This window comes from Variovorax sp. OV084 (assembly GCF_900111625.1).
Lineage (GTDB): Bacteria > Pseudomonadota > Gammaproteobacteria > Burkholderiales > Burkholderiaceae_C > Variovorax.
Map to the genome: position 1 here is coordinate 89,655 of NZ_FOII01000005.1, position 12,756 is coordinate 102,410.

The 12,756-nt window shown below is 65.9% G+C and carries 13 protein-coding genes; all 13 read right to left on the reverse strand.

All coding sequences use genetic code 11. From position 1 onward, the window contains the following. Positions 1-52: 52 nt before the first annotated feature. The 13 genes from BMW87_RS15485 to BMW87_RS15545 all read right to left on the reverse strand — a co-directional run bounded on the left by BMW87_RS15485 (position 53) and on the right by BMW87_RS15545 (position 12,697). Positions 53-1,372 carry an EAL and HDOD domain-containing protein gene (locus BMW87_RS15485; RefSeq protein WP_093077272.1) on the reverse strand — a complete coding sequence of 440 codons (1,320 nt, stop codon included), beginning with the start codon at positions 1,370-1,372 and terminating at the stop codon, positions 53-55. Between the two features lie 29 nt (positions 1,373-1,401). Beyond that, positions 1,402-3,465 carry a chemotaxis protein CheA gene (gene cheA / locus BMW87_RS15490; RefSeq protein ID WP_093077274.1) on the reverse strand — a complete coding sequence of 688 codons (2,064 nt, stop codon included), beginning with the start codon at positions 3,463-3,465 and terminating at the stop codon, positions 1,402-1,404. A gap of 25 nt (positions 3,466-3,490) precedes the next feature. After that, positions 3,491-4,369, reverse strand: a complete 879-nt coding sequence (gene motB, locus BMW87_RS15495; RefSeq protein ID WP_093077275.1) for a flagellar motor protein MotB — start codon at positions 4,367-4,369, stop codon at positions 3,491-3,493. 13 nt (positions 4,370-4,382) lie between these two features. Then, positions 4,383-5,243 (reverse strand): flagellar motor stator protein MotA, encoded by an 861-nt coding sequence (gene motA, locus BMW87_RS15500; protein ID WP_093058568.1) that lies wholly within the window; start codon positions 5,241-5,243, stop codon positions 4,383-4,385. Between the two features lie 78 nt (positions 5,244-5,321). Beyond that, positions 5,322-5,909 carry a flagellar transcriptional regulator FlhC gene (gene flhC, locus BMW87_RS15505; RefSeq protein ID WP_093058567.1) on the reverse strand — a complete coding sequence of 196 codons (588 nt, stop codon included), beginning with the start codon at positions 5,907-5,909 and terminating at the stop codon, positions 5,322-5,324. Then, positions 5,906-6,298 carry a flagellar transcriptional regulator FlhD gene (gene flhD / locus BMW87_RS15510; protein WP_371127410.1) on the reverse strand — a complete coding sequence of 131 codons (393 nt, stop codon included), beginning with the start codon at positions 6,296-6,298 and terminating at the stop codon, positions 5,906-5,908. The genes flhC and flhD overlap by 4 nt, the downstream gene beginning before the upstream one ends. Positions 6,299-6,602: 304 nt before the next feature. Next, positions 6,603-6,878 carry an EscU/YscU/HrcU family type III secretion system export apparatus switch protein gene (locus tag BMW87_RS15515; protein WP_093077277.1) on the reverse strand — a complete coding sequence of 92 codons (276 nt, stop codon included), beginning with the start codon at positions 6,876-6,878 and terminating at the stop codon, positions 6,603-6,605. Further along, positions 6,875-8,170 (reverse strand): flagellar hook-length control protein FliK, encoded by a 1,296-nt coding sequence (locus tag BMW87_RS15520; protein WP_093077278.1) that lies wholly within the window; start codon positions 8,168-8,170, stop codon positions 6,875-6,877. Before BMW87_RS15520 ends, BMW87_RS15515 begins: the two co-directional genes overlap by 4 nt. Positions 8,171-8,204: 34 nt before the next feature. Next, on the reverse strand, positions 8,205-8,537 hold the full coding sequence (locus BMW87_RS15525; RefSeq protein WP_256216787.1) for a flagellar protein FliT: 333 nt from the start codon (positions 8,535-8,537) through the stop codon (positions 8,205-8,207). 30 nt (positions 8,538-8,567) lie between these two features. After that, positions 8,568-8,987 (reverse strand): flagellar export chaperone FliS, encoded by a 420-nt coding sequence (fliS, locus tag BMW87_RS15530; RefSeq protein WP_093058563.1) that lies wholly within the window; start codon positions 8,985-8,987, stop codon positions 8,568-8,570. A gap of 19 nt (positions 8,988-9,006) precedes the next feature. Continuing rightward, entirely contained in the window at positions 9,007-10,449 is a 1,443-nt protein-coding gene (gene fliD / locus BMW87_RS15535) for a flagellar filament capping protein FliD (protein WP_093058562.1), read from the reverse strand. Between the two features lie 55 nt (positions 10,450-10,504). Further along, on the reverse strand, positions 10,505-10,867 hold the full coding sequence (locus BMW87_RS15540; RefSeq protein ID WP_093058561.1) for a flagellar protein FlaG: 363 nt from the start codon (positions 10,865-10,867) through the stop codon (positions 10,505-10,507). A gap of 171 nt (positions 10,868-11,038) precedes the next feature. Then, the gene (locus BMW87_RS15545) at positions 11,039-12,697 is read right to left on the reverse strand and encodes a FliC/FljB family flagellin (RefSeq protein ID WP_093058560.1); all 1,659 of its coding nucleotides are present in this window, start codon (positions 12,695-12,697) and stop codon (positions 11,039-11,041) included. Positions 12,698-12,756: the final 59 nt, after the last annotated feature.

Here is a 12,756-nt window from a genome sequence, read left to right on the forward strand (position 1 = left end):
CAATGGCCCGATCAAACGAACAAATGCCCTGCACTTCCGGCCTCGCGCGCGTTCAGGGCCCGGCCGCGGCCGGGCTCGCGTCCTGCGCCCACACCAGCGCGGACAGCTGCGCCGCATTGACTTGGTCCGCGCTCAGGAACAGCGCTTCCGACAGGCGCGAAGCCTGTCCGTCGTCAAGCTCGCAGCTTTCGGCCAGCGCCACGAAGGGGCCGTACAGGCCGCCGCGCGAAAGAATGGCCTGCTGCACCGACTCGGTGAGCTGCACCTTGCGCAGCACGCCCTCCATCGACACGCCCAGCAACTGGTCGAGCAGAGAGAACATGCCGGCCACGAACAGGTTGTCGGCCTCGCTGGCCGGCAGCATGCCCTGCCCCATCAGTTCGACGAAGCGTCCGCGCAGGATCGCCTTCTTCATCATGAAGGGCGAGCCGCCCTTGTTGCTGGTGGCCAGCAGCAGCGACAGCCAGCGGTACAGCGGCGAGTAGCCGAGCATGGCCACCGCATGGCGCAGCGAATGGATTTCCACCGCCATGCCGACCGAGGGCGAGTTGATGTAGCGCAGCAGCCGGTAGGTGAGCGCAGCGTCGTGCTTGAGCGCGGCCTCGATGACGCGCACGTCTTCGTTGCGCTGGAGCATCTGCATCAGCTGCACGATCAGCAGCGACTCGGGCTGCAGCGCGTCCTCGGTCTCGCGCACCGGCGGATTGCGGAACGCGCCTTCGATGAACACATTCACGCGGCGCCCGGCGCAGGCGTCGAATTCGTCCCAGTTTTCCACGCGCGAGGCGATCGGCTCGACCGGCGGGTGGCCCAGCTCCGCGTCCCGGCGCAGCCGAGCCACGGTGTCGGCGTCGCGCGCATCCACCTCGAAGTGAGTGACGATGGCGCGCAGCTCGGGATCTTCGGGCAGCGCAGTGGCGCCGCACAGCATGAAGCCGAAGCCCTGCTCGCGCAGGAACAGCAGGATGGAGCGCATGTCCGCGTCCAGCAGCTCGTCCACGCCCATGCACAGCACCATGTGCTGTGGCGGCAGCGATTGCAGCTCGCTCTGGAACAGCGCATCTACCGTCACGTCGACGAACACCAGCTGCGGCCCCAGCAGCCAGCCCGCGGGCGTGGGGTTGAGGTGCATGGCGAGCGTGTCCATCAGCGCCTTGACGCCGGCAGCGCCGGACACACCGGAGCCCTCGCCGCCCGCCGCGCGCCAGGCCATGCGATAGCCCATGACGCGCCGCTGCGCGTCGAGCAGCATGGCATAGGCCACGTGGCCGTCGGGCCCCGCGTCGGGCTGCGCCGACGCGTCGGTGCCGGCGCCAAGATCGGGGTTGGCCCCTCTGTCGCCGGAGGAACGCCGGAAGAAATCAAACCGCATTCAGCTGTCTCCGTGGGGTGTCAGAGCGATCAAAGCGCGATGGCGTCGGTGGCAGTCCTCCGGGCAGCGCCCGCCAGCGCGGCCGTGCTCGCGGCCTGCGCGCGCTGGATGCGCGGCATGGCGCCCACGTCGATGATGAAAGCCACGCTGCCGTCGCCGAGGATGGTCGCGGCGGAAATGCCGGGCACCTTGCGGTAGTTGGTTTCCAGGTTCTTCACCACCACCTGGTGCTGTCCGAGCAGTTCGTCCACCAGCAGCGCGAAGCGGCTGTCGTCGGCCTGCACGATCACCAGGATGCCCTGCGTGGGATGCGTCTGCGCACCCGACACGTCGAACACGCGGTGCAGTTCGATCAGCGGCAGGTATTCGCCGCGCACGCGGATCACGTGGCCGTCGGCGGTAATGGAATGCAGGTGCTCCGGCAGCGGCTGCAGCGACTCGATGACGTAGCTCAGCGGAAGGATGTAGGCCTCGCTGCCCACCTTCACCGACATGCCGTTGAGGATGGCCAGCGTGAGCGGCAGCACGATGCGGGTGGTGGTGCCCTGCCCGCCGCGCGAGTGGATCTCCACGTGGCCGCCCATCTCCTGGATGTTGCGCTTGACCACGTCCATGCCCACGCCACGGCCCGAGATGTCGGTGACCTGTTCGGCTGTGGAGAAGCCGGGCGCGAAGATGAGCTGCCACACCTCTTCGTCGGGCATCGACTCGCTGACCGGCATGCCCTGCTGCATGGCCTTGGCCAGGATGCGCTCTCGGTTGAGGCCGCCGCCGTCGTCGCTCACCTCGATCACGATGTTGCCGCCGTGGTGCTGCGCCGACAGCAACAGCTGGCCGGTGGCGTCCTTGCCCTTGGCCAGGCGCACTTCCGGCGTTTCGATGCCGTGGTCGAGGCTGTTGCGCACCAGGTGCGTGAGCGGGTCGACGATGCGCTCGATGAGGCCCTTGTCGAGCTCGGTTTCCTTGCCGTAGGTGTCCAGGCGAACCTGCTTGCCGAGCTTGGCGCTGACGTCGCGGATCACGCGCGGGAAGCGGCTGAACACATAGTCCATCGGCATCATGCGGATGGACATGACCGACTCCTGCAGGTCGCGCGCATTGCGCTCCAGGTGGCCGAGGCCGCTCAGGAAGCGCTCGTAGGCCACCGGGTCGAGCATGGTCGCGGCCTGCGTGAGCATCGACTGCGTGATGACGAGCTCGCCCACGAGGTTGATGAGCTGGTCGACCTTCTCGACATCGACGCGAATGGAGCTCGATTCCTTGGCGGCAGGTGCGGCGACCGATGCCGCTGCCTGCGGCTTCGATGCCTCGGCGACTACAGCCGGTTCGGGCACTGGCGCAGCCACGGGTGCCGGGGCTTCGGCCACGGCCGGAGCCTCTACGGCAGCAGCAGCGGCTTCATGCGTGATGTCGATCTGCGACTCGTCGATGACGAAACAACAGACCGCGACGATGTCGTCGGGCGCGCAGGTGGTTTCCAGCAGCACGGTCAGCTGGTCGTTGCTGCGCGTGCGCGACAACACCTTGCCGAGGTTGGCCAGCTCGCCCGCGAGCAGGTCGCATTCGCTGTCGGACAGGCGCGCGAAGCGGATGCGCAGTGCGCCGCTGCTCGATGCGGACGATGCGACCGGCGCTGCAGGCGCAGCCACTGGCGCTGGAGCAGGAGCAGGCGCCGGTGCGGACACCTGCGCCACCGCGCTGTCGTCGCCGCTTTCCAGCGCGAGTTGCTGAAGCACGCCACAGATGTGCGCGACCATGTCCGGGTCCGGCTCCTTGCCGGCCTGGTAGGCAGTGAGTTGTTCTTGCAAGGCGTCCTTCGTTTCCAGGAATGCATCGATCATTCGGCCGTTCAGGCGCAGCTGCCCGTGGCGGGCGCGGTCCAGAAGCGACTCGAGAACGTGCGTGGTGTTGGTCAGGGCGACGAAACCGAAAGTCGCGGCGCCGCCCTTGATCGAGTGCGCCGCGCGGAAGATGGCGTTGAGCTGTTCGCTGTCGGGTGCCTCGACGTCGAGCTCCAGCAGCAGCTGCTCCATCTCCGCGAGCAGTTCGACGGCTTCGACAAAAAAGGCCTGGGTGAATTGACTGAGGTCCATCTCTTGAGCTCTTGTTGTTTTGTTGTTACGACGCCTTCGCGGCCGCCTTGCCGATGCGCGTGCCAGCGGGCTCGCTGCTGTTCTCGCGCTCGATGCGCTCCTGCGTGCGGTGGTTGAGCAGGATGATGCTGATGCGCCGGTTGATCGGGTTGCGCGGGTCGGCCTTGTCCAGGTGCATGCTGTCGGCCAGGCCGATCACGCGCAGCACCTTGTCCTCGGTCATGCCGCCGGCCACGAGCTCGCGCCGCGAGGCGTTGGCGCGGTCGGACGAGAGCTCCCAGTTGCCGTACGAGCGGTCGTTGGTGTAGACGATGGCGTCGGTGTGGCCCGACAGCGTGATCTTGTTGGGCAGGCCGTTGAGCGCAGGCGCCAGCTCGCGCAGGATGGCGCGCATGTGCGGCACCACGCGGGCGCTGGCCAGCTCGAACATCGGGCGGTTCTCGGTGTCGACGATCTGCAGGCGCAGGCCCTCGGTGGTGATGTCGATCAGGATCTGCGAGCGGAACTGCTGGAACACCGGGCTCTTCTCGATCAGCTGGTCGAGCTTCCTCTTCATCTCGGCCAGGCGGGCGGCGTCGGCCTCGTCCTCGCTGGCCGTTTCGGTGAGCTTGACCTCGCCCTCGACGTGCATCGGATCGGCGCCGCCGCCGGGAATCATGCTGGTGCTGAGGCTGGACTTCTCGCCGCCGGCCAGCGCCACGCGCAGCGGCATGCGGAAGTGCTCGGCAATGCCTTCGCGCTGCTTCGGGCTCGAAATGGAGAGCAGCCACATCACGAGGAAGAAGGCCATCATGGCGGTCATGAAGTCGGCATAGGCGATCTTCCAGCCGCCGCCCGCATGGCCGCCGCCGCGCGCGCCCGCGTGCACGCGCTTGACGATGATCTGGGGCTTCGAGTCGCTCATGGCCGTGTGTGCGTCAGCGCGCCTTGACTTCGCGGACGTGGTTGTCCAGCTCGGTGAAAGACGGGCGCTCGGTAGAGAACAGCACCTTGCGGCCGAACTCCACCGCAAGCTGCGGCGCGTAGCCGTTGAGGTTGGCCAGCAACGTGACCTTGGCGCACTGGTAGATCTTCATGCCCTCTTCCACCTTCTGCTCGATCAGCGAGGCCAGCGGCGACACGAAGCCGTAGGCCAGCAGCACGCCGAGGAAGGTGCCCACCATCGCGTGGGCAATGAGCGCGCCCATCTCCGAAGGCGGCAGGTTGGCCGAGCCAAGCGCGTGCACAACGCCCATCACGGCCGCGACGATGCCCAGCGCGGGCAGTGCGTCGCCCACGCGCGAGAGGCTGTGGCCGGGCACCGCGGCTTCGTGGCGGATGGTTTCGATCTCGTGGTCCATCAGCGCCTCGATCTCGTGCGCGTCGGTGTTGCCGCTGATGACCAGGCGCAGGTAGTCGCACAGGAAGACGGTGATGCCCTCGTGCGCCATGATGCTCGGGTAGCGCATGAAGATCTCGCTCTGGGTCGGGTCTTCGACGTCGGACTCCAGCTTCATCATCCCTTCCTTGCGGGCCTTGGCGAGCAGCTCGTACAGCAGCGCCATCAGGTCCATGTAGAGCTGGCGGTTGTGCTTGGAGGTGCGCAGCAGCAGCGGCAGCTCCTTGATGGTGGCCTTGATGGTCTTGCCGTTGTTGCCGGCAATGAACGCGCCCAGTGCGGAGCCGCCGATCATGAGCAACTCCACCGGCTGGAACAGGACGCCGAAGTGCCCGCCCATGAGGCCGTAGCCACCGAACACGGCACCTATCACCACGAGATATCCAGCCAGAACCAGCACGCGCTTCCCCTATCGCCCTGCGGCGTCGAATCAACAAACCCCAGGCCTCCGGACACCGGAGGCGGGGGCACTTTTTTCCTAGACGGCGCCGCCGATGTCGAGCACCGGCGCCACGGCGACGAGCCCACCCCGGCGCACCTCGGACAGCTTGGGCTTGCGCGCCTTGCCTGCGCGCGAAGGCGGACGGCACAGCACGCACACGTAGCCGTTCTTGTTGTCATGTGCATGGGCCACGAAGTGGCCGCCGCAGCGGCTGCAGGTGCTCAGCTGCAGCATGTCGCTGTCGAAGAAGCGCACCATGGTCTCGGCGCGGGTGAAGTCGAGCACCACCTCGCCGCCTTGCGACTCGACCTGCTCGGTGTAGAGGCGATAGGCCTTGATGAGCGCGGGCAATTCGTTCTCGTCGGCTTCGTCGAGCATGAAGCGGTAGATGTTGTAGAACATCGACGAGTGGATGTTGGCCAGCCACGTCATGTACCAGTCGGTAGAGAACGGCAACAGGCCCTTGGGCGGAGAAACGCCCTTGAGTTCCTTGTAGAGGCGTATCAGGCGCTCCCGGCTCAGCTTGACTGCCGCCTCCAGGAACTGCAGCCGGGCGCCGAGACCGATCAGCTCGATCGCGAGCTGGACCTGCCGGACCTCGCCCAGAACGCTCTTGCTGCTCACGCCGCGCTCGCTCCGCGCATCGGCGCCTGGGCTTGAGCCTGGGCCTGTCGCGCAGCCATCAGGATCGACATATGCGCCTGCTGCAGCGCCGGCTCCTTGCCCTCGCCGACCACCGCGAACATCGGTCGGTCGTCCAGGCGGAAGCTGCACAGCAGGAAGTTGGAAGCAGCCAGCTTCACGATCTGGCTGAGCGACATGTTCGCCAGCAGATCGGCAAGCTCGCGCCCCACCCCCAGGCGGAACATGGCCTCGGCCCGATCCTGCTTGACCAGCTTCTGCGCCAGCAGCATATAGGCCAGATTTATCTCGCCGATTTCTCTCGAAATCACGCCGTTTGCGGTGATGTTGCAATTTTCCACGTCTGATCCCATTTCCGATTCAAAGCTCACTTCGTGCTCCTATCAATCGTGTATACATTATATACACAAAGTTTTACATGTTGAAGTGTTTTGTATGACAGGAGACCAAAAAAGGTAGGAGTCGTCTGACAGAAACGCCACTTGTCCCCATGGAGAGTTAGGGTCATAAGCGTTACACAATCACGTAACAAGTTGTTCCAATCGCGAGTTTTTGGGCAGGAATTTATTCATCAGAGGCATTGAATTAATAAATACTATGGCCTTGTTTTGATTCACTGATAAATCTCTTGCATGAATATCCGTATTCATGATTTGCCATTGATTCGTTGTTCAATTAGTCGCCTGCGCGACCTTCGAGGCCGTAGATCCACGCCATGACCTCGGCCACCGCGAGGTACAGCTGCGGCGGTATCTGCTGATCGAGGTCGACCTGCATCAGCAGCTTCACGAGGTCGGCCGACGAGTGCACGTAAAGCCCGTTCTCGCGCGCCTCGCGCATGATCGATTCGGCCACCACGCCATAGCCCTTGGCCACGACAACCGGGGCCCGTGTCTTGTCCGCATACGAAAGCGCGACGGCGCTGTTGCGGTTGTCGAGCACTTCGTTCATGCCGCCGCCTTCGCCATGACCTGCACCTGCTGCAGCCGCAGGCCCGCCGCGTCGAAGCGCTTCGCGAGCCGGCCCGTGTCGCCGCGCAGGCGCGCCATGGTGGCGGTCTCGCGCGCAAAGAGATGCGCCTGCACGGCGGGGCCTTCGAGGCTCAGGCGCAGATCGACTTCGCCGAGCCGCGGCAGCGCCAGCGACACCGTGGTCGACCAGCGGCGCGTGCCCTCTTCTTCCGCCGCGGCGCCATCTCGCTGCTGCGCCTGCTCTTCCTCGATGGACCAGCTCATCGGCACATCGGGCCAGGCCTGCCCGCTCCAGCGGAAGACTGCGCTGGCCAGCAGGTCGAGCTGCTGGTGCACGATCGTGACGGCCTGTGGATGAATCACTTCGGCGCCGCGCGATGCCGATACGGCAGCAGCGCCGTCGGCCTGGCGTGCGGAATCGCCGGCACGATGCGCGGGCATCGAATCGAGCATGCCGCCGACCTGCGCGCTCTCGGGTTGGCGATAGGCCGCCTGCACGCGCGCGGCATCGTTCGATACGGCTTGCCCGGGAGCCTGTTCGGGGTCTTGTGCGGAGCGTGCGGCTTCCTGTGGCTGCGCATCGGTAGCGGGCGCCTGCGGCACGGGCGCATTCTCAACAGTGCGGAATGCATCGCCCTGTGGTACCGATACCACCATGGCTTGCACCAAGAGCGCCGGCGACACACCGGACACCCCCACGGAGGTCGCGGAGGCCGGCGCCTGCGCAACCGCAGCCACGGCTGCAGCCAATGCCGCCACATCGGGCCTCGCAGCCACCGGCGTCGACCAGCGCGCCTGCGGCTCCTGCGCCATCTGCGCGAGCGTGCGGCTGCCGGCCGCGAACTCCGCCAGGTGCGATTCATAGAAGAGGCCGCTGTCCGACACCGTCTGCGCCAGCGCGCCGGCCAACGCCGCAGCGCTCGCAGGCTGCCCGCGCGACGACAGCAGCGGCGCCGCGCCGCGCACCGGCCCCGGCTGCGCCTGCAGGTCGGCCAGCACCGCGCCGATGACGCGCGCCGCCACCGACAGCCGCATGGCCACCGACGGCGTCGCACCCGCGCCTGCATGTGCCGTGCCGCCGGCCATCGCGCCCGGCAGTTGCCGGTCGAGCGCGGCATTGGAAGGCAGCCGCACGTCGTTGTCGACCTTGCCGACAGGCACGGCCGGCCCCGGCGCGCCGATGACGGCCTCGGCCTTGATGCCCAGCACGTCGAGCCGCGGCGCCAGCCTTGCGGCCAGCAGCGCATCGAGTAGTCCGGCGAGTGCAGTCATGGTGCGGCTTCTTCGGCGTTTCTTCGGGCCGCGCTCAGTGCGGTGGCCCGTAGGCTCTGCCGAGGTTCTTCTGCTGGGTGAGATACCCCATGCGGCCGATCAGGTCCTCGATCTGCGGCTTGATGAGGCCCGACACCTCGGCCTGGTCCGAGCGGATGCGTTCGAGCAAATCGAGCACATGCTCGACCTGCATCGAATCCAGCGTCTCGAACGGTTCAATGGCGCGCAATCGCTCGACCATGGCCGCGCAACGCTCTTCGAGCGCGGGGAGCCGGCCCCATTCCTTGGCGCGTGCCAGCACCAGCATCGATGCAATGCTGGTTGCCAGCTCCTCGTAGCAATGAACGACCTCACTCCGGAATGCCATGTTGTCCTGTCTCATTTTTGCGGTTGCATTTCAGCTGCGAGCCCGGTCGTCGATCTCCCGCCAGGCGGAAGCGACGTTCTCGAGCAGCCGGTCAGCCTCGTCCAGGGCCTGCACGTCGTTGTGCAGGTTGGCGCGGAACAGCCGCTGCACGATGTAGTCGTACAGCGCCGACAGGTTGCGCACGAGTTCGGCACCGGCATCGCCGGCGGCCTGGGCGTCGAGCGCGGCCTTCAGGCCGTTGTCGACGATGCCGATGGCCTTGGAGATCGCGTTGCCCTTGGCTTCGATATCGCCGGCCGCCATGTGGTGGCGGGCCATGCCGATGGCGGTCTTCGCGCCATCGAAGAGCATCACGATGAGCTGGTGCGGCGACGCGCTCATCGCGCTCGTTTCCACACCGACGCGCGCATAAGCGCCGGCGCCGGTGCGCATGTTGTGGGAGGTGTACATCGGCTGGTGCCCCGCTTGCTTACTTGCTGCTGTTCGACATCGCTTCGAACTGCTGCGTGAGATAGGACTTCGTGTTGTTCATGCTGTTTATCAGCACGTCGAGCTGGTTGAACTGCTTGCGATAGCGGTCGACCGTGGCGTCCACGCGCAGCTGCATCGCGTCGTACTGGTCGTCGAGCTGCTTGATGGTGGAGGTCACGCCGTCGCTGGCCACCTTCAGGGCGCCGGTGTTGAGGTCGGTCACCAGAGCATCGATCTGCTTGCCGTAGCCGGCCGTGCTGCCGGTGGCGCTCGAGAAGAGGTTCGCCACACCCTTCAGGTTGTTGGCGAGGGCCTTGTCGAGCTTGTCGGAATCCACGGCCAGCGTGCCGTCCTTCTGGAAGGCCACGCCGATCTCGGTGAGCACCTTCATGTCGTTGGTGCCGCCGGCCTGCGGCGTGGTGAGCGCCTGGCGGATGCGCGTCTGCAGGTTGCGCAGCGTGCTGTCGCCCACCAGCGCGGCAGCGGTGTTGGTGTCGGCGTCGTACGTGGTCAGCGACGCGGCGGTGCTCTGGAGGCTGTTGTAGGCCTTCACGAAATCGTTGATCGCCGTCTTCACGCCGGCCGTGTTTTCCTTCATCGACAGGCCGGTCTTGCCGGTGTTCACCAGCGTCAGCGTGGCGCCCTGAATGGCTTCCTTCACGGTGTTGCTCGCGCTGGTGACGTCGATGCCGTTGACGTTCAGCTTGGCGTTCTGCGCCGCTGCCGTCTGCTTCAGGTTCTGCGTGCCGGCCGGGTCGTTGTTCAGCAGGTTCTGCAGCGTCGCATCGCCGTCGACAGAGATGCGCATGCTCGATTTCTCACCGGTCTGCGTGGAGGTCAGCACCAGCCGGTTGGGCGAGCCGCTGCCGTCGTTCACGATGGTGGCCGTCACGCCCGCATTGGCGCCGTTGATCGCGTTGCGGATGCCTTCCAGCGTGTTGTTGGTCGGGTCGATGGTGATCGACTTCGCGGTCTGGCTCGCATCCGCGGTGAACGTGGCGCCGGTGTACTGGCCGGTCGTGGCGTTGAGCGTGCCGCCCGTGATCGCGCCGAAGTCGATGGTGATCTTGCCGTTGCCGATCGCGGTCTTGGTGTCGACCTGGCCCGCGGTGATGACGGTCTGCGCCTGCGCGAGCTGCGACACGTCGATGGTGTAGTTGCCGGCGGCGCTCACGTCCGTGGCGGATGCCGACAGGATGCCGCTGACGGTCGGCGTGCCGGTCACGCTCTGGAACAGCGTCGGGTCGCCCAGCTTCTTGGCGGCCGTCTGCAGTGTGCTGAGCGCGCTCTGGATCGTGCCGTAGGCGGACAGCTTGCTCGTGTAGCTCTTGGCCTTCGCCTGCAGTGCCACCAGGGGCTGGCTCTCGGCGGTCTGGAGTTGCGTGAGCAAGCTGGCAAGGTCGAGATTGGCGCCGACGCCGAGGCTGCTGATGGTTGCCATGTGAAAGCTTTCCTGAATTGGGTGTTCTGCTACGAATGAAGAATCTGGTTCGGCCTCAGGCCGCGTGGTCCACCAGCAAGCCGTTGCCGTCGCTCATCAGCTTCGCGATGCGCACGACGTCTTCATTGGGAATCTGGCGGATGACCTCGCCGCTGGCGCGGTCCACCACCTTGACGATGACTTTGTCTGTGTCCTTGTCGACCTCGAACTGCAGGCCGACCTCGCGCAGCGCGAAGGCTTCGTTCACCTGGTGCACCGCCTGCTCGACCTGCACCGGCGTGGCGTCGTCCTTCGCGTCGGCCGCAGCGTCGCCCTTCGCACCGGCCACCAGGCCCCGCACGGCCGCGGCGCCGCCGACGAGCAGCTGCGTCCACTGGTTCTCCATCACGGGGGTAGCCGGCACGGGGTTCAACATCATTTCCACCTTGTCTTGCTGGTTCGCTGTCCTCTGGGGCCTCACCCTTGGGGCATGGCCGCAGAGGGCAGCGCAAGTGGTCCCGGCTTGCTCCGGGGACCTGCGCCAGCCGGACTCCACCCTTGCGGGAGGGGCCCGGCATTCCTTTGCTTCTGACTAACTAGACCTTGTCGATCAACGCAGGAGCGACAGCACGCCTTGCGTGGTCTGGTTGGCTTGCGACAGCACCGAGGTACCTGCCTGTTGCAGGATCTGGGCGCGCGTCATGTTCGACACTTCAACGGCGTAGTCAGCGTCTTCGATGCGCGAACGCGACGAGGACAGGTTCGTCACCGTGGTGCCGAGGTTGGCGATCACCGAGTCGAAACGGTTCTGCACCGCACCCAGCGAGCTGCGCAGCTTGTCGACCTTCGACAGGGCGGCGTCCAGTGCCTTCAGCGGGTCGACCGTCGACTTGGCATCGCTCACTGCGTTGGTCGTCACCTTGCCGGGCTTGGTGGAATCGGCATACACGGTGCTGCCTTGCGAATCGGTCGCCACGCCGTTGGCGTTCAGGTTGATCGATTCGGCGGCGGTCGTCGTCAGGCCGCTCACGCCCATGTAGGCACCGGTCACGGCACCGCCGGCTGCTGCCACTGCGTAGGCCGCGGTAGCGCCAGCGCCGTCGATGTCGATGGAACCTGCGCCAGCGTTGATCTTGGCTGCGACCTGGTCGGCCGTGGCGCGCTCGCCGGCAACCGCGAAGGTGCTGGCGCCGGCAGCTGCCGTCACCACCGTGTACGAAGCGCCGGTTGCGCCGATGGTGATCGAGTCGCCAGTGGCGGACATGCCGGTGGCTTGCTCGAGCACTGCCGACAGCGTGGCGGCGGAAGTCGCGCCAGCGCCCGTCTTGGTCAGGTTCTTCGACGCGTCGAGATACAGGGCCGAGCCGTCGGCAGCGTCGGTCATTGCACCGTTGCTGTCGATCTTGACGTCCATCGAACGGTTGCCGAGCTTGACCGTGGCGGTCACGCTGGTGCCGGCCGGCGGGGTCAGCGAAGCGAGCGTGTTGGCCTGGCTGCGGGTAGCTTCCGTGGCGGTGTAGCTCTTGGTCGCTGCGCTGTAGGTGTAGGTTGCGCCGCCGGTCATGGTGACCGTGCCGCCGTCCTGCATCTTGGCCAGCACGTCGTTGGCCGTGGCGCCGTTGGCGGCCGTGGTCAGCGTGCGGCTGTAGGCCGTGATGCCGTTCGTGGTGGCACCCGCGGTGAAGCCGGCGACCAGCAGGTCGGAAGCCGTGGCGGTCTTGTTCTTCGAGCCGGTGTTGTTGACGTTGAAGCCGTCCAGACCGAGGGTCTTGGCGCTGATTTCTTGCAGGTCGATGTCGATGGTTTCGCCATCGTTCGCGCCGACTTGAACGGTCAGCTTGCCGGCGTCAGCCGACAGGACCTTCACGCCGTTGAACTGGGTCTGTTCCGAGACGCGGTTGATTTCGTCCAGGCGCTGGCCGATTTCCGACTGGATCGAGTCCAGGTCGCTTGCCGAGTTCGTGCCCGTGGCGGCTTGCACCGACAGTTCGCGGATGCGTTGCAGGTTGTTGTTGACTTCGGTCAGCGCGCCTTCGGTCGTCTGGGCGATCGAGATGCCGTCGTTGGCGTTGCGCGTTGCTTGCGTCAGGCCCTTGATGTTGGCCGTGAAGCGGTTGGCAATGGCTTGGCCGGCAGCGTCATCCTTGGCGCTGTTGATGCGCATGCCCGAAGACAGGCGCTCGATGGCGCTGTTCAACGCCGACTGCGACTTGTTGAGATTGTTCTGCGTGATGAGAGAGAGGCTGTTCGTGTTGATGACTTGCGCCATGTTCGACTCCTGATTGATGAAAAAAGGTTGTGGACTCCGGCCTTCGGCCGTAACGCTGG

Excerpts from the sequence above, each read along its gene's own strand:
- BMW87_RS15485 (WP_093077272.1), bottom strand. The coding sequence starts at position 1,372 with ATGCGGTTTGATTTCTTCCGGCGTTCCTCCGGCGACAGAGGGGCCAAC.
- cheA (WP_093077274.1), bottom strand. The coding sequence starts at position 3,465 with ATGGACCTCAGTCAATTCACCCAGGCCTTTTTTGTCGAAGCCGTCGAA.
- motB (WP_093077275.1), bottom strand. The coding sequence starts at position 4,369 with ATGAGCGACTCGAAGCCCCAGATCATCGTCAAGCGCGTGCACGCGGGC.
- BMW87_RS15515 (WP_093077277.1), bottom strand. The coding sequence starts at position 6,878 with ATGAACGAAGTGCTCGACAACCGCAACAGCGCCGTCGCGCTTTCGTAT.
- BMW87_RS15520 (WP_093077278.1), bottom strand. The coding sequence starts at position 8,170 with ATGACTGCACTCGCCGGACTACTCGATGCGCTGCTGGCCGCAAGGCTG.
- BMW87_RS15525 (WP_256216787.1), bottom strand. The coding sequence starts at position 8,537 with ATGGCATTCCGGAGTGAGGTCGTTCATTGCTACGAGGAGCTGGCAACC.
- fliS (WP_093058563.1), bottom strand. The coding sequence starts at position 8,987 with ATGTACACCTCCCACAACATGCGCACCGGCGCCGGCGCTTATGCGCGC.
- fliD (WP_093058562.1), bottom strand. The coding sequence starts at position 10,449 with ATGGCAACCATCAGCAGCCTCGGCGTCGGCGCCAATCTCGACCTTGCC.
- BMW87_RS15540 (WP_093058561.1), bottom strand. The coding sequence starts at position 10,867 with ATGATGTTGAACCCCGTGCCGGCTACCCCCGTGATGGAGAACCAGTGG.
- BMW87_RS15545 (WP_093058560.1), bottom strand. The coding sequence starts at position 12,697 with ATGGCGCAAGTCATCAACACGAACAGCCTCTCTCTCATCACGCAGAAC.